The sequence below is a fragment of the Thiocystis violacea genome (assembly GCF_016583575.1).
GTDB classification, from domain to species: domain Bacteria; phylum Pseudomonadota; class Gammaproteobacteria; order Chromatiales; family Chromatiaceae; genus Thiocystis; species Thiocystis violacea.
Window position 1 is genome coordinate 156,143 of record NZ_NRRG01000001.1, and the last position, 20,174, is coordinate 176,316.

Sequence of the window (20,174 nt, forward strand, 5' to 3'; positions counted from 1 at the left end):
CGAAAAAATAGATTTAAAATCAGACTGATAAGCCGAGTGTTAAGACTGTTCGGCCAGGGTTAAACTTTGTTTAGGTGATTTCCGGGAGACCTTATACCCGCGATCCGCCTCGTCATAGACAGGATTAACAGGATTTCGCAGGATTGACAGGATTTTTAACGCTCTGTTTTTTAATCCTGTAAATCTTGAAGAATCCTGTTAATCCTGTCCAATTCCGGGCTTTCGATCGGGTACGGACGGCCCCGGAAGCCGTCGCTTCAGTCCTCGTCGAGCCGTACCAGGATCCGGCCGTGGGTCCGGCCGGCGAGCAGCCGCTCGAACGCCTCGGGCAGCCCGGTGAGACCGATGGTCTCGGTCGCCATCGAAGCGAGCGCGGCGGGTCGCCAGTCGCCCGCCAGATGGCCCCAGAGTTCGGCGCGCAGCGGGTTGGGTACATCCACCGAATTGCAGCCGAGCAGGCTTACGCCACGCAGGATGAAGGGCATGACGCTGGTGTGCAACTCGTGCCCGCCCGCCAGTCCGATCGCCGCGATGTTGCCGTTCGGCACCGTGGTTCGCGTGATCTGGGCCAGCAGCTCGCCGCCGACATTGTCGATCGCCCCGCCCCATTCGGCCGCTTCGAGCGGCCGTTGCGCCTCCGCGAGCGCGTCGCGGCCGATGACCCGCGCCGCGCCCAAGCCCTTCAGCCAGTCCTGGAGCGCCGGCTTGCCGGAGACGGCCACGACCTCATAGCCGAGCCGCGCGAGGATGGCGACGGCCATGGAGCCGACCCCGCCGCTGGCCCCGGTCACCAGGATCGGCCCCAGCTCCGGGCGCTGGCCATTGACCAGCATCCGATGCAGGGCCAGCGCGGCGGTGAAGCCGGCGGTGCCCAGGATCATGGCGGCGCGTGCGTCGAGCCCCTCCGGCATGGGGACCAGCCAATCACCGGGGACACAGAGGTACTGGGCATAGGCGCCGTCATGGTCGAAGCTCAGACCCCAGCCGGTGGCGATGACCGCGTCTCCAGCCCGGTAGGACGGATGCTCGGAACGCTCGACCCGTCCCGCCGCGTCGACACCGCCGACCAGCGGGAAGGTGCGCAGGATCTTGCCCCGGCCGGTGCCCGCGAGGGCGTCCTTGTAGTTGACGCTCGAATACTGGACACGGATCAGCACCTCGCCGGGTGCCGGTTCGGGGATCGGCAGTGGCTCGATGCCGGCATGATGTCCCTGCTCGTCGCGATGGATGCGGAAGGCGGCGTAGGTCTTCATGCCGGTTCCACCCTCACCGGAATCCCCGCGATCCGTCCTTGCCACTCGGCTGGCCCTGTCTGGTGGACCGATTCGCCGCGACTATCGACCGCGACCGTGACCGGCATGTCCTCCACCTCGAACTCGCGGATGGCCTCCATCCCCAGATCCTCGAAGGCGACAATTCTGGAGCTTTTGATCGCCCTGGCGACCAGATAGGCCGCGCCGCCGACCGCCATCAGATAGACCGCGCCGTGACGCTTGATCGAGGCGATGGCCTCCGGGCCGCGCTCGGCCTTGCCGACCATGCCGATGAGCCCGGTCTGGCTCAGCATCGGCTCGGTGAATTTGTCCATCCGGGTCGCGGTGGTTGGGCCGGCCGGACCCACGATCTCGTCGCGCACCGGGTCGACCGGGCCGACGTAGTAGATGAAGCGATCGGTGAGATCCACGCCGTCGGGCAGGGGTTCGCCACGCTCCAGCAGGTCGGTGATGCGCTTGTGCGCGGCATCGCGCCCGGTCAGGAGCTTGCCGGAGAGCAGCAGGCGCTCGCCCGGCTTCCAGGTCGCGATCTCGGCGCGCCCGATGCCGTCGAGATTGACGCGCCGTGCCTGAGCATCGGGTTCCCAGGTGATCGCCGGCCAATCCTCCAGGCGCGGCGGCTCCAGGACCACGGGGCCGGAGCCATCCAGGGTGAACTCGATGTGACGGGTGGCGGCGCAGTTGGGGATCATGGCGACCGGCAGCGAGGCGGCGTGGGTCGGATAGGTGAGGATCTTGACGTCCAGCACCGTGGTCAGGCCGCCGAGCCCCTGGGCGCCGATGCCAAGCGCGTTGACCTTCTCGAACAGCTCCAGCCGCAGTTCCTCGATGGGGTCGGATGGGCCGCGTGCCTTGAGTGCGTGGATGTCGATGTGCCCGAGCAGGGCCTCCTTGGCCAGCAGCATCGCTTTCTCCGACGAGCCGCCGATCCCGATCCCCAGCATGCCCGGTGGGCACCAGCCCGCCCCCATGGTCCGCACCGTCTTGAGCACCCAGTCGACCAGGCTGTCGCTTGGGTTGAGGACGGCGAACTTGGACTTGTTCTCCGAGCCGCCGCCCTTGGCGGCCAGACGTACCTCGACCTTGTCGCCCGGCACCAGCTCCAGGTGGACCACCGCCGGGGTGTTGTCGCCGGTGTTGCGGCGCGCGCCGATCGGCGGGCTGACCATGGAGGCGCGCAGCAGATTGTCCGGGTGGGTATAGGCGCGCCGCACGCCCTCATCGACCATCGCCTGGATACTCAGACTGGTCTCCCAGCGAACCTCCATGCCGATCTTGAGGAAGACCACCACCATCCCGGTGTCCTGGCAGATCGGCCGATGGCCCTCGGCGCAGAGCCGCGAGTTGTGGAGGATCTGGGCCATGGCGTCGCGCGCCGCCGGGGATTCCTCGGCCTGATAAGCCGTCGCGAGCGCCTGGATGTAGTCGCGCGGGTGATAGTAGGAGATGAACTGGAGCGCGTCGGCGATGCTCTGGATGAAGTCGGATTCGCGAATCTGGGTCATGTCGTTGGCTGAGTCCGTCGGATTGATTCGGCCAGTATAGCCATGTCCCCGCGCGCAATTCGACGGCCCCGGCGTTCGGCCGGCGGGCACGGCGCGAAAACGCTTGCATCGCTGGAGTCCTGTTCTGTATCATCCCTGGCTCTTGAACGACAGGCGCGTAGCTCAGTTGGTTAGAGCACCACCTTGACATGGTGGGGGTCGTTGGTTCGAGTCCAATCGCGCCTACCAACACTGGCTGTCAGTCTTCAGCACTCAGCTTTCAGCGGACACCCACGGCTGAGAGTCGAACGCTGAAGGCTGACAGCCTTTTTATTGCCCGGGCCGCCGTTCGTTGTCCTCGACAATCAGAGCCGCGACGAGCCAATCACGTGATCCCTCGTATCGATCACCACTGAATCCAGGATCCGACATGCCTCTGATCAGTCTTCCCGATGGTTCCCAGCGCCAGTTCGACCAGCCCGTCAGCGTCCACGCGGTCGCGCTCGCGATCGGGCCGGGTCTCGCCAAGGCCGCCCTGGCCGGGCGCGTCGATGGCCAACTCGTCGATACCTCCCATCTGATCGAGCAGGACGCCGCGCTCTCCATCGTCACCAGCAAGGACGAGGAAACGGCGCTCGAGCTGCTGCGTCATGACGCCGCCCATGTGATGGCGCAGGCGGTCCAGGAGCTCTATCCGGGAACCCAGGTCACCATCGGCCCGGCGATCGAGAACGGCTTCTACTACGACTTCGCGCGCGACGAACCCTTCACTCCGGCCGATCTGGAGCGGATCGAGGAGCGGATGCACGAGATCGTCAAGCGCGATCTGCCGATCGTGCGCGAGGTCATGGATCGCGAGGAGGCCAAGCGGGTCTTCGCCGAACTGGGCGAGCGCTACAAGGTCGAGATCATCGACGACATCATCCCCGAGGGCGAGGCGGTTTCCATCTATCGCCAGGGCGATTGGTTCGACGTCTGCCGCGGCCCGCACCTGCCGAGCACCGGCAAGCTCGGCAATGGCTTCAAGCTCACCAAGCTCGCGGGTGCCTACTGGCGCGGCGATTCCAACAACGCCATGTTGCAGCGTGTCTATGGCACCGCTTGGCGTGACAAGAAGGAACTCGCCGCCTATCTGCACCGGCTGGAGGAGGCGGAGAAGCGCGACCACCGCAAGCTCGGCAAGCAACTCGATCTCTTCCATTTCCAGGACGAGGCGCCCGGCATGGCCTTCTGGCACGCCAAGGGACGGGTCATCTACCGTCTCGCCGAGGCCTACATGCGCGAGAAGCTGGACCAGTACGGCTACCAGGAGGTCGAGACCCCGCAGGTGCTCGATCGCTCGCTCTGGGAGCGCTCCGGTCATTGGGAGAAGTTCGCGAACGATATGTTCACGACCCATCTCGACGATCGGGATTACGCCATCAAGCCGATGAACTGCCCCGGTCACATCCAGCTCTACAACCAGGGGCTCAAGAGTTATCGCGACCTGCCACTGCGTATCGCCGAGTTCGGCGTGGTCCATCGCAACGAGCCTTCCGGTACCCTGCACGGGCTGATGCGCGCGCGCCGCTTCACCCAGGACGATGCCCACGTCTTCTGCACCGAGAATCAGCTCCAGCCCGAGGTCGCGACCCTGATCGACATGGTGTTCGAAACCTATCAGGACTTCGGATTCACCGCGATCGAACTGGCCCTCTCGCTGCGTCCGGAGCAGCGTGTCGGTGCCGACGATCTCTGGGACAAGGCCGAGGCGGCGTTGGCGCAGTCCCTGACCGACAAGGGGCTGGACTACAGGGTCAAGCCGGGCGAGGGCGCCTTCTATGGCCCCAAGATCGAGTTCACCCTGCATGACAGCATCGGCCGGGCCTGGCAGTGCGGTACCATCCAGGTGGATTTTTCCATGCCGGGCCGCCTGGGCGCGCATTATATCGCCGAGGACAACAGCAAGCAGGTTCCGGTCATGATCCATCGCGCCATCCTGGGCTCGGTGGAGCGTTTCATCGGCATCCTGATCGAGCATTACGCCGGGCTGTTGCCGGTCTGGCTGTCGCCGGTTCAGGTGGTCGTGCTCAATATCACCGACCGCCAGGCGGACTATGTTCAAGAGGTCGCTAAGACCTTGCGCGCAAAGGGCTTCCGCGCCGAAGTGGACTTGAGAAACGAGAAGATCGGCTTTAAAATCCGCGAGCACACCCTGCAACGGGTGCCCTATTTGCTCGTGGTTGGAGACCGGGAAGTCGAAACCCGCTCCCTGTCCGTTCGAGACCGCCAGGGCCAGGATCTTGGTACCTACGCGCTTGACGCCTTTGTCGACCGCCTGGGCGAAGAGGTCTCGAACCGAATCCACTGACGGACGGCTAGGCGAGCCCGACCGCCCGCGGTCGCCCGGCCGTGTTTATTTGAGTTTCTGGAGGAACCTGCTATCGCCGCACCAAAGAGAAACCGCGTCAACAGAGAGATCAACATACCGGAGGTCCGGCTGATCGGCGCGGATGGAAATCAGATCGGGGTCGTCAACACGCGCGAGGCCATCGGAATGGCCGAGGAAGCGGGTCTCGACCTCGTCGAGATCGTGCCCACCTCGGAACCGCCGGTATGTCGGTTGATGGATTTCGGTCGGTTTCTCTTCGACCAGAAGAAGAAGAAGAACGAAGCCAAGAAAAAGCAGAAGCAGGTTCAGATCAAGGAAGTCAAGTTTCGCCCAGGGACGGATGAAGGAGACTATCAGGTCAAACTACGCAACCTGACCCGTTTCCTGAACGAAGGGGATAAGGCCAAGGTCACCATGCGGTTTCGTGGGCGCGAGCATGCGCACCGCGAACTCGGCTTGGAATTGCTCAAGCGCATCGAGACCGACCTGGCCCCCTTCAGCATCGTCGAGCAGCAGCCGCTCATGGAAGGTCGGCAGATGGTCATGGTGCTGGGCCCCAAGAAAAAATAGCGACGATCCGACGCCGGCCTCGGGGCGATTCAACCGAGCGCGGCAAGAGTGAACCTCGGGCGCCATGGGCGCCCGAGGTTTTAGTGGGCCTCGCGGTAGGCCGGCGTCCGTCGCCTCGCAACCGATGAATCAATAGCGGAGTCGTTGAGTACCATGCCTAAACTGAAATCCAATCGAGGAGCCGCGAAGCGCTTCAAGCGCACGCCTTCCGGTGCCGTCAAATGCGGTGCCTCCCATCGGCGCCACATCCTGACCAAGAAGACGACCAAGCGGAAGCGTCATCTGCGCTCGCCACAGCGGATCCATCCGTCGGATCTGCGGGCCGCGCGACGGATGATCCCTTACTGCTGATCGCCTGAACACTAGACCGGAGAGTTGAGATGCCAAGAGTCAAACGTGGCGTAACCGCCCACGCCCGGCACAAGAAGGTGCTGGACGAAGCCAAGGGTTATTACGGCGCCCGAAGTAAAGTCTTTCGTGTCGCCAAGCAGGCCGTCATCAAGGCCGGGCAATATGCCTATCGCGACCGTCGCCAGAAGAAGCGCCAGTTCCGCGCACTCTGGATCGCCCGTATCAACGCTGCCGCCCGCGAGTGCGGACTCTCCTACAGCCGTCTCATCGACGGGCTGAAGAAGGCGGGCGTCGAGGTCGATCGCAAGATGCTGGCGGACGTCGCCTTCCATGACAGCGTCGCCTTCGCGGCCATTGCCGAGCAGGCGAAGGCGGCCCTGGACTGATCCGTCGCCTGTCCTTGCGCGCGTAGCCAGAGGGAAAGGCCAAGGTCTTTCCCTCTTTGCTTTAGCCTGGAGTCGGGCGCCCGACGACCGTCTTCTCCACCAGCCGGAAGATTTACAACATGGCCGAACAAACCGGACTTGGTATCGACTCGCTGCAAGCGGCCGCCATCGCCTCGATCGCCCAGGCCGCCGATTCGATGGCGCTCGATCAGGCGCGCGTGCGCTATCTGGGTAAGAGCGGCGAATTGACCGTCCTGCTCAAGCAATTGGGAACCCTGCCGGTCGCGGAACGTCCAGCCGCCGGTCAGGCGATCAATCTGGCGAAGGACGCGGTTCAGCGGGCGATCGACGAGCGTAAGTCGGTTCTGGAAACGGCCGCGCTCGCGGCCCGGCTCGCGGCCGAGCGGATCGACGTCACCCTGCCCGGACGGGGTCAGCGTCCAGGCGGGCTGCACCCCGTGACCCGCGCGCTGCGGCGTATCGAGCGACTCTTCGCCAACGCGGGATTCGTCGTGGTGGAAGGCCCCGAGGTCGAGGACGCCTATCACAACTTCGAGGCGCTCAACATCCCCGAGCACCATCCGGCGCGGGCGATGCACGACACCTTCTATTTTGATCGGGACCGCCTGCTGCGGACCCATACCTCGCCGGTGCAGATCCGGGTCATGGAGGAGCAGGCGCCGCCGCTCAAGGTCATCGCGCCCGGGCGGGTCTACCGCTGCGACTCCGATCTGACTCATACCCCCATGTTCCATCAGGTCGAGGGCCTGCTGGTCGACGAACAGGTCAGCTTCGCCGATCTCAAGGGGGTCTTGTACGACTTCCTGACCAACTTCTTCGAGCGCGACCTCAAGCTGCGTTTCCGGCCATCCTATTTTCCCTTCACCGAGCCCTCGGCCGAGGTCGATATCCAATGCGTCATGTGCGACGGCGCGGGTTGTCGGGTCTGCAAACAGACCGGCTGGCTTGAGGTGCTGGGTTGCGGCATGGTCTATCCGGAGGTGTTCCGGCATGTCGGCATCGATCCGGAGCGCTATCTCGGCTACGCCTTCGGCATGGGGGTCGAGCGGCTCGCGATGCTGCGCTACGGTATCGACGACATCCGTCTCAACTTCGAGAACGATCTGAGATACCTGCGTCAGTTCGCCTGAGCTGGCTGGATGCGTGTGCGTGGTGTCGGGCTGGACAAGCGTCGGGCTCCATGCGCTCGCTTGGACAGAGTCTGAAATTTCAATAGGGTCGCGAGCGATGCTCGGAGCGCGACCGGGACAGAGGAAGGCGGGACATGCGATTCAGTGAGGCTTGGCTGCGCGAGTGGGTGAATCCACCGGTCGACACCCAGCAATTGGCCGACCAGCTCAGCATGGCCGGTCTGGAAGTGGACGCGGTCGAACCGGCGGCACCGGCTTTCAGTGGTGTCAGGGTCGGTTTGGTTCTGAGCGTGGCGCCCCATCCGGACGCCGCGAAGCTGCGGGTCTGCTCGGTCGACGTCGGCGAGGACGAGCCGCTCCAGATCATCTGCGGGGCCGCCAACGTCGCCGAGGGCCTGAAGGTTCCGGTCGCCACCATCGGCGCCTGTCTGCCGGGCGATTTCAAGATCAAGCGGGCCAAGCTGCGCGGCATCGAGTCCTTCGGCATGATCTGCTCCGCGAGCGAGCTTGGCCTGGCCGAGTCCTCCGACGGCATCCTGCCGCTCCCGGCCGACGCCCCGCTGGGCGAGGACTTCCGAACCTGGCTCGCTCTTGACGACTTCTGCGTCGAGGTCGATCTGACCCCGGATCGCGGCGACTGTCTTGGCCTCGCCGGCCTGGCGCGCGAGGTCGCGGTCATCAATCGCGTCCCGCTCACCCCGCTAGCCATCGCGCCCGTTCCGGCCACCCGCGAGGATCGCTTCCCGGTCCGGCTCATGGCTCCGGAGGCCTGTCCGCGCTACGTCTGCCGCGTCATCCGGGCCATCGACGGGCAGGCGGTCACGCCTATGTGGATGCGCGAGCGGTTGCGTCGCGGCGGGCTGCGCTCCATCAGCCCCGTGGTGGATGTCACCAACTACGTCCTGCTCGAACTGGGCCAGCCCATGCACGGCTTCGACCTGGCCAAGCTGTCCGGCGAGATCCGGGTGCGGCTGGCCGGGGAGGGCGAATCGCTCGCCCTGCTCAATGGCGAGCAGGCGACGCTGCGCGCCGACACCCTGGTCATCGCCGACGCCGAGCGCGCGGTCGCCCTCGCCGGCGTCATGGGCGGGGCCGAGACCAGTGTCGGCCCCGAGACCCGGGATGTGCTGCTCGAAAGCGCCTTCTTCGCGCCGATCGCCATCAGCGGCAAGGCGCGCCGCTATGGTCTCCACACCGATTCCTCGCACCGTTTCGAGCGCGGCGTCGATCCCCAGCTTCAGGTCCGGGCGATCGAGCGGGCGACGCGCCTGCTACTGGACATCGTCGGCGGCGAGCCGGGGCCGGTGGTCGAGGTCAGCTCGCAATCCCATCTGCCGTGCGCCGAACCCTTGCCGCTACGCGCCGAGCGCGTCAGCCGGATCCTGGGGCTGCGGCTCAGCGCCGAGACCATCGAGGACATCCTCGAACGTCTTGGCATGATCATTGAGCGGCGCGAGGACGGCTGGCTGGTCAGGCCGCCCAGCGCGCGTTTCGACCTGGTGCGCGAGGTCGACCTCATCGCCGACATCGGCCGCATTCACGGCTACGACCTCATCCCGGTCAGCCACGCCAGTTCCGCCTCCGTCACCAAGTCCGACGCGGAAACCAGCTTCGATCTCGACCGGGCACGCCTGGCGCTGGTCGATCGGGGGTTCCAAGAGGTCATCACCTACAGCTTCGTCAGCCCGGAGATACAGGCCCTGGTGGAGCCGGACGCGCGAACGCTCCGTCTGGCCAATCCCCTGAGCGCCGAGCTGTCGGTCATGCGCACCAGTCTCTGGCCGGGTCTGCTACAGACGGCCGCCTACAATCGGGCGCGCCAAATGGAGCGTATCCGGATCTTCGAGACCGGTCTGCGTTTTCGCACCGGAACCGATGGCCTGGAGCAAACGCCGGGTGTCGGCGGTCTGGCGATGGGTGGAACCCTACCCGAGCAGTGGGGCCAGAAATCCAGCCCGGTCGACTTCCATGACCTCAAGGCGGATGTCGAAGCCCTGCTCGCCCTCACCGGCACCGCCGAGCGCTTCCGCTTCGTCGCGGCCGAGCATCCCGCCCTGCATCCCGGACAGACCGCACGGATCGAACGCGACGGCGAGCCGGTGGGTCTCATGGGCATGCTGCATCCATCGCTCGCCGCCAAACTCGATTTCGACGCCGACGTCTTTCTGTTCGAACTCGACATCGCGCCGCTGGGTTCCGGCCTGCTGCCGCGCTACGCCAAGATCTCGCGTTTCCCAGGGATCCGCCGCGACCTGGCGATTCTCGTCGACCGGGAGGTTAGCTATGACGCCGTGTCCCGCTGCGTGCGCTCGGTCGCGTCCGAGCTGCTGCGCGAGCTGATCCTGTTCGACGTCTACACCGGCCAGAACATCGATTCTGGTCGAAAAAGTCTTGCTTTAGGATTGATTTTACAGTCTTCTTCTCAGACACTTACCGAAGGTCTCATTGAAGAAACGGTGGAGCGGATCCTAGAGCGCCTCGCCACCGAACTTGGCGCACGATTGAGGGATTGAAGGTATGGCGTTGACCAAAGCCGAAATGGCGGAACATCTGTTCGACGAGTTGGGTCTCAACAAGCGCGAGGCCAAGGACATCGTCGAGATGTTCTTTGAAGAGATTCGCACGGCCTTGGAGCGCGGGGAGCAAGTGAAGCTGTCCGGTTTCGGCAACTTCGATCTGCGCGAGAAGAAGGAACGCCCCGGCCGCAACCCAAAGACGGGCGAGGAAATCCCAATCACCGCGCGTCGCGTCGTCACCTTCCGTCCGGGCCAGAAGCTCAAGTCACGCGTGGAAGCCTATGCTGGAATCGAGCGATAGCGTTGACGAGCCGGGCATCGGCGATCTCCCGCCGATTCCAGGCAAACGCTATTTCACCATTGGCGAGGTCAGCGAACTCTGCGGTGTCAAGCCGCACGTCCTGCGCTACTGGGAGCAGGAATTTCCGCAGCTCAAACCGGTCAAGCGCCGCGGCAACCGGCGTTACTACCAGCGTCACGACGTCCTCATGGTGCGCCAGATACGCGGCCTGCTCTACGAACAAGGCTTCACCATCGGCGGCGCCCGCCAGCAGCTCAGCGGCGAAGGCGCCAAGCACGACCTTAACCAGACCCACCAGATCCTCCGCCAGATGCGACTTGAGCTCGAAGAGATCCTCCAGGTTCTCCGGCGTTGACACTGCCGCGATCAGACTTTATGCTTGATCGTCTTTACGGGGCGTAGCGCAGCCTGGTAGCGCACCTGAATGGGGTTCAGGTGGTCGGAGGTTCAAATCCTCTCGCCCCGACCAATAATCAACGGCTTAGGAGTTCGCTTCTAAGCCGTTTTTTCTGTGCCCCAGTTTTGCCACAGTTCGGCATTTCTGCCGGGGCTCGCGGACTCTGTACCCCAGACGAAAAACTCGGCGCTCGGCCGGGTCGGTTGGGTCAGGGTGGCGGGTCAGTCGGTAGTGGTCTCGGCTGCTGGACATGGATCGTCATGTCGTCGCGACACATCATCCAAGGCGTCGGCGACCTCGTTCAGGACAAGGTAAATGCCGTAATCAGCGCCGCGCCGCCCTCCTAGTCGCTCGAAGTCCAGGTATGACAGCATCGAGAGCACATCAGAGGCGTTGCTGGCCATTGTCCGCCAGTCGTCGTCAACTAGAGCGTTTTCAATTTGCTTGTACGGCATACCCGGCTCCCCGCAGGAAGTTGGCGCATTCAGCAGGCGGAAAGTCATCCAACCGCTTGCCCAGGGTGTTCCACAGTCCCTCGACGGTGCGCTCGCCCGCGGCGCGCATCCCCGCCTTCAACTTGGCAAAGACCGGCTCAATGGGATTGAGATCCGGGCTGTACGGTGGCCGTGGCTGGAGGGTCGCGCCACGGGCTTCAATGGCTTCGCGCACCCCCGCGACCGAATGGGCGGACAGGTTGTCCCAGACAACAATGTCGCCCGCCGCCAAGGTGGGCGCCAGAAACGCCTTCACATAGGCTAAAAACAACGCTCCGGTCATCGCCCCGGCGGTCACCATCGGCGCCACCAGCCCGGCTTGGCGCACCGCCAACACCAGGGTGGTGGTCTCCCAATGACCTTGCGGCACCGTGCCCCGCACGCGCTCGCCGCGCGCCCCCCAGCCCCACTCCCGGACCATCGCCGTGTGCAACCCGGTTTCATCCACGAACACCAAGCGGGCCGGATCCCAGAGCGGTTGCAGGGCCTGCCAGCACGCCCGTTCCAGGCTCACGTCCGGGCGCTCCTGTTCAGCCGCCTTCAGGGTTTTTTTTGAACGTCAGGCCCAGGCGCTTCAGGTGATACCACACGGTGGAAAGGGCAACCGACAGCCCCAACCCGTCCCGCAGTTCCTCTAACGTGGTGTCGGGCTTGGCCTGCAACTGGGCACGGATCCGTTCGCTCTGTGCCACCAGAACCGGTTGACGCCCCCCAGCATGGGGTTTCGCCGCCACCGTGCCACGTTCACGGCGGCGCTGTTTCAGTTTCTCGATAAACGATTCGCTCACGGCAAAGCGCTTCGCCACCGCCGCCGCTCGCTCACCCTGATCACAAGCTTCGATCACGCGCTCCCGCAGATCGTTTGAATAGGCTTTGGGCATCATCCGTCTCCGGTCAAGATCACCACGCCCATTGGACGGCGATCATCCCGCAAGATTCCAGACAGCCGTCATGAAAATGCTCTAGGATGGCTCTCATGCCGCCACCTCCTGATCGACTGCGCCAGCCAGGGGTGCGGTGGGCGCTTCGTCGAGTTCGGCGTACCGATCGCCAGCCATGCGCGCCAGATCCCGATAACCGGCCAGCAGGGAGTGACGCTGGCTGAAATATGCCATTCATCGCGCGCCGTCCGCCTCGGTGGTTCAGCGCCAGCCGGCCCCGTGGCGCTCCACGATCAGCGCCAGGGCGGGCGGCTCGTCAGGGGTGAAGTCTTCGACCATCCGAAGCTCCCCCTGGGTTTCGTCGTCCAAGGATGACGTAGACGGACGCAATGAATTCGCGTGGCGGACAGCTCGAATCAATCCGCTGACCGAACCTGAACCATCGCCATCATCCGCTCCGCCAGATGGTTCAGCGAGGCTTCGGAATAATCCCGCCAGTGGGCGCGCACGAAGGCTTCGAAGTAGAGGAAGCGCAGGAATGGCTGGATCAGCCCGGCGTCCGGCGGTTGGCTCAGGGCCTGTCGCAGACGCGGCGTCAGCTCGGCGCGGTCGCGCACGGGATGAACCAGGCCCTCGCGGACGTAGAAGTTGTCGCCGAGCGCGACGACCGGTTTGCCGAAGATCATGGCCTCGATGCCGACCGTGGAGTTGATGGTGACGACGCACTCGGCGCGCTGGAGGAGGGTCCGCACATCGCCGCCGCCGATCCAGAGGTGTTGGGGGAAGCGCTCGACCATGGGGTCGTAGTCGGTCTTGCCGAGATCGGCCGGGTGGAGCTTGATCGCCAGTTTCAACTCGGGATCGATCGCGCGCAGGGACTGATCGAGGTCGGCGATGGCCTGGTCGAGCCGGTTGCCGTAGAGCGGTGAGTGGATGGTGAGCTGGCTGTCGCTCCTGACCTGGAGCGGGAAGAAGACGAACCGCTCGGGAAGCTCCGGCGGCTGGCGCGAGATCCGCCGGTTGAGGGGGCGCGAGGGTTCGCGTTCGCGCCAGTCGTCCCAGGCTTGGATGAGGTAGGCGAGCGGCGGCGGGCGGACGCGACCTCGGGCGGGCGGCGCGCGCGGCGGGGCCTGTCCCGCCCGGTAATCGTCGAGTAGGGCGTCCAGCTCCTGGCGCTGTTGGTCGGAATAGGGCCGGGCGCGGATGGCGTCCAGATCCAGGTCGCGGCCGATGGAGGAGAAGGCGTTGACGCCCTCGGGGTCGAGTTGGAGCGTATTGGGCAGATAGCCGTTTTCGGCGAAGAGGAGCGGGAGACCGCGCGCCCGCGCCAGTTGCTCGGCGATCGCCGCCGCCAGGCCGGAGCCGTTCCAGCAGAAGACGCCGGCCGGCTGGAGTCGGTCGAGACAGGTGTCCAGCTCGCCGACCAGTCGGCGGAAGGCTGGACCCTGTGCTCTGATCAGGGTCTTGTCCGATTCCTTGCGCAGCCGCGCCAGGAGCGCCTCGGGGTCGATCCGGATCGATGGGGATGGATCATGGGTGCGCCGCGCGCCTTGATCCGGATGGATCTCCTGTCCGAGCCGACGCAGCAGGCCGCGGCTTTTCACCCGGCGCGAGAAGAAGACCGCCCGGTAGTGGGGCGCGAGCCGCTCGCCGACGGCGGCGAGGTATTGGACCAGGTTCGGTCCCGGATCGATGAAGAGGATCGGCTTGGCGGGCATCAGGGGTCCGGATCTACTAACCAGGCGGGGTCCGCGTCGGGCGGCTGGTCAGATTCATCGCCAGCAGCCAGGCGCACAACAGGACGAAATAGCCGGCGGTCATCCGCGCCAGCAGGATGGAGTCGGTGAGCGAGAACTGCATGTAGGCGAGGATCACCAGGATGCCGGCGTAACCCAGACCGCGCGCCTCGGGGTCGCGTTCAATCGCCGCCGCGCGGATGAAGACCGCCAGCGGAACCAGGTAGAGCAGCAGCAGCGAGACGAGTCCGAGCCAACCGCGCGTGGCCAGGGCGTGCAGATAGTCGTTGTGCGCGTGGGTGTGTCCCTCGCCCCGGTTGAAGTCGGCGATGGCCGGTGAGATCCGTCCCTGTTCGGCGGCCTGCTTGAAGTAGCCGTTCAGTTGCCCGACGCCGATCCCGAGCAGTGGCTCGGACCGGAAGGCCATCCAGGCCGCGCGCCACATCTCGAACCGCTCGCCGAGCGCGTTGCCGGCCTGGACCTCGGCTCCTGGGGCGTAGTCTTGGATCTGGACGATCGCGGTGGCGAAACGCGCCTGGATCGTCGGGGACTGGGAGAGCGCGATCCCGCCGACCAGGACGATCCCGGCGAGGCCGAGCAAAACGGCCCGCCGCCGGGTCGGGTACTGCTGAATCAGGGCGATCGCGATGACGACCAGCGCGGTGGGATAGAAGACCCAGGCCCCGCGCGTGCCGGAGGCGAGGCTGGCATAGAGGCCCAGGAGTGCGGCGACGGCCAGCCACCCGGCCAGGAGTCGCCGCGACCGAAGATGGATGGAGGCCCCGAGCAGACTCAGGGTCGCGGCCAGGGTGGCGATGTCGCCGAATGGGATCTGCTTGCCCTTGCTGCCGCCGGCGCGGTAGTCCAGCCCGGTCGCGAGTCGGTGGACCTCGGCGAAGGTCTGCATCTCCCAGAGCGCATGGAGTCCGGACAGGAGCGCCGTGGCCCCGATCGCGCCCCAGAACCAGATCGGGCGGAGGCGCATCGCGACCAGGAAGGGGATGAGAAAGGCCCCGGCCAGGAAATAGCTGAAGTGTTCGAGCCGGCTCAGCGCCTCGGCGTTGAAGCCGACGCGACTCGCCGAGAGAACCGCGATCAGGGTGTAGACAAGAAAGACGCCGGACAGGGCCAGTGTGGAGCGACGGATGGGGAGCGGCCGGTCATTGCGCGAGCGCATCCAGAGCCAGACCAGACTCAGCAGAATGAGGCTGTGCAAGGTCGGCCCGTGGATCTGGTAGTAGGCGGTGGTGACCGTGGCCGCGCTCAGCGCGAGCAGCGGGGGCGTCAGGCGTGTGATCAGAGGCTCCGCGTCGATGCGAGCGAGAAGATCCGAAAGCATGGCCAAGTGTTCGCCCCGTGCGACTGTCGTCGATTCATGATGGCGCGCCCGGTCCGCTCGACCTGGATCCCGCGGCGCGCGTCGGATGCTATCACGCCACGCGCCGGTGATTGGGGTCGCGGCCCGGAAATGGGGCGGGTCGCTCCCGGCGGGGTACAATCGCGAGCAACCCCAGCCTGCCTCGATGCGCGCCCATGTCCCGCAAGAAGCTCCCCATCTCCGACCATCCAATCAGGCCTGAGCAGGCGACAGAGCGCATATGAAATCCATTCTAGTGGTGAGACTCAGCGCCATCGGCGACATCGTCTTCGCCTCGCCGCTCATCGCGGCGCTGCGGTGTAAATGGCCGGAGGCCCGTATCGCCTGGCTGGCGCAGCCCGAATGCGTCGCTCTGCTGGATCGGCATCCCGAGTTGGACGAGGTGATCGTCTGTCCGCGGCGCCATTGGGAGCGTCTGTGGCGGGCGCGCCGTTATCGCGAGCTGTTCGCCGGGATTCGGACCCTGCGCGCGACCCTGCGCGCGCGCGATTTCGATCTGGCGCTGGACCTGCAAGGGCTGCTCAAGAGCGGCGCGCTGGCCTGGCTCTCGGGCGCGCCCGAGCGTATCGGACTGGGCTCGCGCGAGGGGAGCCAATGGCTGATGACCCAGCGACTACCGCGCGGCGGGGACTCCAGGCGGATCGGGTCGGAATATCTCTTTCTCGCCGAGTCGCTCGGGCTGCCATGCGAGGATTTCGCGATGGAGGTCCACTATGGCGAGAGCGAGGCGGCCTTCGCCGAGGACGTCATCCGGCGCGAGGGTCTGGGCAACGGCTACGCGGTGCTCTGTCCCTTCACCACCCGGCCGCAGAAACACTGGATCGAGGAGCGCTGGGCGTCGCTGGCCCGGCGCATCCAGGCCGAGCTGGGATTGACGCCGGTGCTGCTCGGCGGACCGGCCGACCGCGAGGCGGCGACCCGTATCGCCGACGCCACCGATGATCTGCTGGTCGACGTCGTCGGTCGGACCAGTCTCACCGAGGCGGCCGCGCTGATCGATCGCGCGGCCTTGCTGGTGGCGGTGGATACCGGGCTGGGGCACATGGGGATCGCGCTGGACACCCCGAGCCTACTGCTGTTCGGCTCCACCTGCCCCTATCTGGACACCCGCCGCGCCAATGCTCGGGTGCTCTATCACAGGCTTCCCTGCTCGCCCTGCAAGCGTCGACCGACCTGCGGCGGAAGCTTCGACTGCCTGCGACGGATCGAGGTCGAGGAAGTCATGGGATCCGCCCGCGAGGTCTTGCGCGCATGAGGATCCTGCATGTCGAGGGTGGCCGGCATCTCTATGGCGGGGCCTTTCAGGTGCGGCATCTGCTGCGCGGACTGGCCGCGCGCGGACACCAGAATCGGCTCGCCTGCCCGCGCGGCTGCGCCCTGGCCGAGGCCGCCGCGCCGGTCGCCGAGGTGCACGGGCTGACGATGCACGGCGACGCCGACCTGGCGATGGTGGTCCGGCTGCTTCGGCTGATCCGCGCCGAGCGGCCGGATCTGGTGCATCTGCACAGCCGCATCGGGGCGGATGTCATGGGCGGAATCGCCGCCCGACTCGCCGGGGTTCCCGTGGTCCACACCCGCCGGGTCGACAACCCCGAGCCGCGCTGGCTGGTCGCGCTCAAATACCGCCTGCACGATCGCGTCATCGCCATCTCCGAGGGGATCGGCCGGGTGCTGCTCGCCGAGGGTCTGCCGCCCGAAAAGCTCCGGGTCGTGCGCAGCGCGGTGGATGTCGAGAGCTATGTCGGGCGGCTCGATCGCGCCTCGATCCGCGAGCGGCTCCAGGTTCCGGCCGAGGCCCTGTTGATCGGCGTCGTCGCCCAGTTGATTCCGCGCAAGGGGCACTGCTTTCTGCTGGAGGCGCTACCGGACCTGATCGCGGCGCATCCCGAGATCCAGGTGCGATTCTTTGGTCAGGGACCGCTGGCCGAGGAACTGGCGCGCCAGATCGATGGGGTTGGATTAGGCCAGCATGTCCGCCTCGCCGGCTTCCGCGAGGATCTGGCCGAGATCCTGCCAAGCCTGGACCTTTTGGTGCATCCGGCCCTGATGGAGGGGCTCGGCGTCTCCCTGCTGCAAGCCGCCAGCGCCGGCGTCCCCATCGTCGCCAGCCGCGCCGGCGGCATCCCCGAGGCGGTGCGCGATGGCCAGAACGGCCGACTGGTTCCGCCCGGCGATGTCCCGGCCCTGCGCGAGGCGATCCGCACCCTGCTCGTGGATCCCGAGCAACGGCGCGCCCTGGGCGAGGGCGGGCGGGCGCTCATGGCGCGCGAGTTCTCGATCGATGCCATGGTCGAGGGGAATCTCGCCGTGTATCGCGAGCTTCTGGATTGAAGAATCCGAGCCCGCGCCGCTATCGAAAAGGTCGGTAGGGTGCGAAGAAGAAGAGCAGCGCGAGACCGATGAAGGCGAGTACGGCGATGACGGTGGAGAGCCGATGCACGAGCCGCCAGCCGGGATTGGCCGCGCGCGTGATCTGGAAATCCTGGATGTGGATGGTCTCGCAGGCGCCGTTGCCGGTGTCGGTGCGGTTGGTGCTGGTGCCGCGCTGGAATCCGCCGGCGTGGGAGTAGCTGGCCAACTGGCCGCGAAGATGGATCTGATCGCCGATCCGGGCGGACTTGATCGCCTTCTGGAGATAGGCGTCGTGGCTCAAGAGATGGTTGTTGGAGAGCTGGTCCCAGCCGAAACGTTGCGCGGTCGCCGAGTCGTTGGTGGAGATCCAGCAGGTCCAGGTGGTGTTCTTGTAATGCATCTCGCGGAAGACGCCGTTGGCGACGTTCTCGCCCCAGACCACGCAGAGATCGCGGATGTTGATGAAATCCTTCCAGTCCTTGAAGTGGTAGATGTCCCAGAAGGCGTCGCTGTCGTGCAGGCTGACCACCACGCCATCCAGCTCGTAGTCGAACTGGGGCTCGATCCGGTACTCGATGCCCTGGGCCTCGATCTGGAACGGTTCGGTCAGGGTCGGGGTCTGGCGTGGCTCGACCAGTCGCTCCAGGTCGTAGAAGTCCGGCGGGGGGAATTGCTCGCCTTTCCAGTCGCTCCAGAGCGCGAGTCCCAGGCTGGAGAGGAAGACCAGCAGCAGGAGTTGGTTGACCAGTCGATAGGGGAAGCTGTCGGCCCGCTCCGGCGCGGCGGCGCGCGGTCGCTCCGTTGCGGCCGGTTGTCTGGCGTGCAGGAATTTGGCGAAGACGATCCCGCAGCGGCGGCAGATCTCGCCCGGCGGCTGTTCCTCGTCGCACTTGGGACAGCGGATGCCGACGCTCTCCATGGGCAGATCGAGTGGACGGGCGAAGGCCTCGGCGGCGGTTGGCGGCGCCTCGGACGCGGGTGCCTCGTCGCGGATCTCGCAGCCGATCCCCGCCCGCTCCAGCCGCTCCCTGGCGGCCTCGGCCTGGTCGAGCGTCAGCAAACCCTTGAGCGGCCGGGGCTTCCCGTTCAAGGCCGCGTCCGCCTGAGCCAGGTTCAGACGCAGCAGCTCGGCCAGCGCCGCGACGGCCTCGTACCGTTTGACGTCGGCCAGCCGTTCTCCAGTCAGGGTCAGTGAATAGCGTTTCATGGCGGCCTCGCGTCCAGGTGCGCCTCCTGTCGGGTCGATGCCTAATCATAACGGCGCGGGCCTTGGAGAAACGTGCCGGGCTCGACAGCTTGGCAACGCCTAGAATGCGAAACCCAGGCGCCGACTCCCTTGGCCGATGCCATTGCCCCCGCGAGACCCGTCGAACATGCCAGATTCAACCGCTCCAAGCCGGGTTCAGCCGACCCGCATCGCCTGTTTTTTCTCCACCTCCGGTCATAGCGGCGTGGATCGGGCGGCGAGGCATCTGATTCCGGCCCTGGCGCGGCGTGGTTACCAGGTGGATCTGCTCAAGGTACGCCGGCATGGACCGACACTGGAGACGATTCCGCCAGGCGTTCGGATCGTCGATCTGGGATCGCGCCATACCGCCGCCTGTCTGCCGGGGGTGGTGCGTTATCTGCGCGCCGAGCGGCCGGTCGTCATGCTCTCGGACAAGGACCGGGTGAACCGGATCGCCCTGCTCGCGCGCCTGCTCGCGCGCGTCCCGACCCGTCTGGTGCTGCGATCAGGCACCACCATCTCGATCGATCTCGCCAGCCGGGGTCCGCTGGAGCGCTGGATTCAGCGCACCTCCATGGGCCGACTCTATCCCTTCGCCGATCAGGTCATGGTCGCCAGCGAGGGCGTGGCCGACGACATGGCCGATTACACCGGACTGGCCCGCGCGCGCATCCGCGTGGTGCCGCCGCCCGTGGTTCCGGCGAGCCTCTTCGAGGCGGATCCGCCGCGCCCGGAACACCCCTGGTTCGGCCGGCCCGACGTGCCCCTGATCCTGAGCGCGGGTGAGTTGTGTAGTCGCAAGGACTTCGAGACCCTGATCCGGGCCTTCGCCCGACTGCGCGCCGAACGGGCCTCTCGACTCATGATCATCGGGCGCGGAGCGGCGCGCGAGCGCCTGCTGGCGCTCGCCGAGGAGTTGGGCGTGGCCGGGGATGTCGACCTGCCGGGCTATGTCGAGGATCCCTACGCCTACATGGCGCACGCCGATCTCTTCGCCTTCACCTCCCGCTGGGAGGGACTCGGCTTCGTGCTGATCGAGGCCCTGGCGGTTGGCACGCCGGTGGTCTCGACCGATTGCCCGAGCGGACCGCGCGAGATCCTTGATGGTGGGCGCTATGGCCCCCTGGTTCCGGTCGGCGACGTGACCGCGCTCGCGCGGGCGATGGCCGCGACCCTGAATAATCCGCCAGCGGCCAGCCGGCTCAAAGAGGCCGCTCGCCGTTATGAGATCGAGGCCAGCACGGATGCCTATCTGGACGCCATGGGGTTGCCGCCGATGGCCGAGGTTTAGGTGATGCGCGATC

Annotated in this window: 20 protein-coding genes and 2 tRNA genes; 13 read left to right on the forward strand and 9 right to left on the reverse strand. The window is 65.8% G+C overall.

Features of this window, described 5'->3' with window-relative positions; all coding sequences use genetic code 11:
* Positions 1 to 257: 257 nt before the first annotated feature.
* Together CKO27_RS00640 and CKO27_RS00645 are read right to left on the reverse strand one after the other, a co-directional pair.
* Positions 258 to 1,253, reverse strand: coding sequence for a YhdH/YhfP family quinone oxidoreductase (locus CKO27_RS00640; protein WP_200372747.1), 996 nt, complete (start codon positions 1,251 to 1,253; stop codon positions 258 to 260).
* Positions 1,250 to 2,779, reverse strand: a complete 1,530-nt coding sequence (locus CKO27_RS00645) for a fumarate hydratase (protein WP_200372749.1) — start codon at positions 2,777 to 2,779, stop codon at positions 1,250 to 1,252. Before CKO27_RS00645 ends, CKO27_RS00640 begins: the two co-directional genes overlap by 4 nt.
* A 151-nt stretch (positions 2,780 to 2,930) precedes the next feature.
* Here CKO27_RS00645 and CKO27_RS00650 point away from each other — a divergent pair.
* The 10 genes from CKO27_RS00650 (at position 2,931) to CKO27_RS00695 (ending at position 10,873) form a co-directional block, all read left to right on the forward strand.
* Positions 2,931 to 3,007: transfer RNA gene (locus CKO27_RS00650), tRNA-Val, on the forward strand.
* A gap of 181 nt (positions 3,008 to 3,188) precedes the next feature.
* On the forward strand, positions 3,189 to 5,108 hold the full coding sequence (gene thrS / locus CKO27_RS00655; RefSeq protein ID WP_200372751.1) for a threonine--tRNA ligase: 1,920 nt from the start codon (positions 3,189 to 3,191) through the stop codon (positions 5,106 to 5,108).
* Between the two features lie 57 nt (positions 5,109 to 5,165).
* Positions 5,166 to 5,699 carry a translation initiation factor IF-3 gene (gene infC / locus CKO27_RS00660; RefSeq protein ID WP_200372953.1) on the forward strand — a complete coding sequence of 178 codons (534 nt, stop codon included), beginning with the start codon at positions 5,166 to 5,168 and terminating at the stop codon, positions 5,697 to 5,699.
* Between the two features lie 153 nt (positions 5,700 to 5,852).
* On the forward strand, positions 5,853 to 6,050 hold the full coding sequence (gene rpmI, locus CKO27_RS00665) for a 50S ribosomal protein L35 (RefSeq protein WP_200372753.1): 198 nt from the start codon (positions 5,853 to 5,855) through the stop codon (positions 6,048 to 6,050).
* A gap of 29 nt (positions 6,051 to 6,079) precedes the next feature.
* Positions 6,080 to 6,436, forward strand: a complete 357-nt coding sequence (gene rplT, locus CKO27_RS00670) for a 50S ribosomal protein L20 (protein WP_200372755.1) — start codon at positions 6,080 to 6,082, stop codon at positions 6,434 to 6,436.
* 119 nt (positions 6,437 to 6,555) lie between these two features.
* Positions 6,556 to 7,587: a phenylalanine--tRNA ligase subunit alpha gene (gene pheS, locus CKO27_RS00675; protein ID WP_200372757.1), complete on the forward strand. Its 1,032-nt coding sequence runs from the start codon at positions 6,556 to 6,558 to the stop codon at positions 7,585 to 7,587.
* Between the two features lie 134 nt (positions 7,588 to 7,721).
* Positions 7,722 to 10,100, forward strand: a complete 2,379-nt coding sequence (gene pheT / locus CKO27_RS00680; RefSeq protein ID WP_200372759.1) for a phenylalanine--tRNA ligase subunit beta — start codon at positions 7,722 to 7,724, stop codon at positions 10,098 to 10,100.
* A gap of 4 nt (positions 10,101 to 10,104) precedes the next feature.
* The gene (ihfA, locus tag CKO27_RS00685) at positions 10,105 to 10,404 is read left to right on the forward strand and encodes an integration host factor subunit alpha (RefSeq protein ID WP_200372761.1); all 300 of its coding nucleotides are present in this window, start codon (positions 10,105 to 10,107) and stop codon (positions 10,402 to 10,404) included.
* Positions 10,385 to 10,759, forward strand: a complete 375-nt coding sequence (locus tag CKO27_RS00690) for a MerR family transcriptional regulator (RefSeq protein WP_200372763.1) — start codon at positions 10,385 to 10,387, stop codon at positions 10,757 to 10,759. Before ihfA ends, CKO27_RS00690 begins: the two co-directional genes overlap by 20 nt.
* A 37-nt stretch (positions 10,760 to 10,796) precedes the next feature.
* A tRNA-Pro gene (locus tag CKO27_RS00695) sits at positions 10,797 to 10,873 on the forward strand.
* Positions 10,874 to 11,022: 149 nt separating this feature from the next.
* Here the strand turns inward: CKO27_RS00695 and CKO27_RS00700 are convergent.
* From CKO27_RS00700 to CKO27_RS00725, 6 genes are all read right to left on the reverse strand, one after another.
* Positions 11,023 to 11,256 (reverse strand): hypothetical protein, encoded by a 234-nt coding sequence (locus CKO27_RS00700; RefSeq protein WP_200372765.1) that lies wholly within the window; start codon positions 11,254 to 11,256, stop codon positions 11,023 to 11,025.
* Complete coding sequence (locus CKO27_RS00705; protein WP_200372767.1) at positions 11,237 to 11,809, reverse strand: IS630 family transposase; 573 nt, start codon at positions 11,807 to 11,809, stop codon at positions 11,237 to 11,239. The genes CKO27_RS00700 and CKO27_RS00705 overlap by 20 nt, the downstream gene beginning before the upstream one ends.
* A 16-nt stretch (positions 11,810 to 11,825) precedes the next feature.
* Positions 11,826 to 12,176 carry an IS630 transposase-related protein gene (locus CKO27_RS00710; RefSeq protein WP_200372769.1) on the reverse strand — a complete coding sequence of 117 codons (351 nt, stop codon included), beginning with the start codon at positions 12,174 to 12,176 and terminating at the stop codon, positions 11,826 to 11,828.
* A gap of 93 nt (positions 12,177 to 12,269) precedes the next feature.
* Complete coding sequence (locus CKO27_RS00715) at positions 12,270 to 12,410, reverse strand: hypothetical protein (protein ID WP_200372771.1); 141 nt, start codon at positions 12,408 to 12,410, stop codon at positions 12,270 to 12,272.
* Positions 12,411 to 12,592: 182 nt separating this feature from the next.
* Positions 12,593 to 13,894, reverse strand: coding sequence for a capsular polysaccharide export protein, LipB/KpsS family (locus CKO27_RS00720; protein ID WP_200372773.1), 1,302 nt, complete (start codon positions 13,892 to 13,894; stop codon positions 12,593 to 12,595).
* 16 nt (positions 13,895 to 13,910) lie between these two features.
* Positions 13,911 to 15,251, reverse strand: a complete 1,341-nt coding sequence (locus tag CKO27_RS00725; RefSeq protein WP_242470654.1) for an O-antigen ligase family protein — start codon at positions 15,249 to 15,251, stop codon at positions 13,911 to 13,913.
* A 259-nt stretch (positions 15,252 to 15,510) separates the two neighbouring features.
* Between CKO27_RS00725 and CKO27_RS00730 the strand changes: the two genes are divergently transcribed.
* Both CKO27_RS00730 and CKO27_RS00735 read left to right on the forward strand, forming a co-directional pair.
* The gene (locus CKO27_RS00730) at positions 15,511 to 16,545 is read left to right on the forward strand and encodes a glycosyltransferase family 9 protein (protein WP_200372777.1); all 1,035 of its coding nucleotides are present in this window, start codon (positions 15,511 to 15,513) and stop codon (positions 16,543 to 16,545) included.
* Entirely contained in the window at positions 16,542 to 17,621 is a 1,080-nt protein-coding gene (locus CKO27_RS00735; RefSeq protein WP_200372779.1) for a glycosyltransferase, read from the forward strand. The genes CKO27_RS00730 and CKO27_RS00735 overlap by 4 nt, the downstream gene beginning before the upstream one ends.
* Positions 17,622 to 17,640: 19 nt before the next feature.
* Here the strand turns inward: CKO27_RS00735 and CKO27_RS00740 are convergent, their stop codons facing one another.
* On the reverse strand, positions 17,641 to 18,849 hold the full coding sequence (locus CKO27_RS00740) for a hypothetical protein (protein ID WP_200372781.1): 1,209 nt from the start codon (positions 18,847 to 18,849) through the stop codon (positions 17,641 to 17,643).
* Between the two features lie 166 nt (positions 18,850 to 19,015).
* Between CKO27_RS00740 and CKO27_RS00745 the strand changes: the two genes are divergently transcribed.
* On the forward strand, positions 19,016 to 20,161 hold the full coding sequence (locus CKO27_RS00745; RefSeq protein ID WP_200372783.1) for a glycosyltransferase: 1,146 nt from the start codon (positions 19,016 to 19,018) through the stop codon (positions 20,159 to 20,161).
* The last annotated feature ends 13 nt before the right edge of the window (positions 20,162 to 20,174 follow it).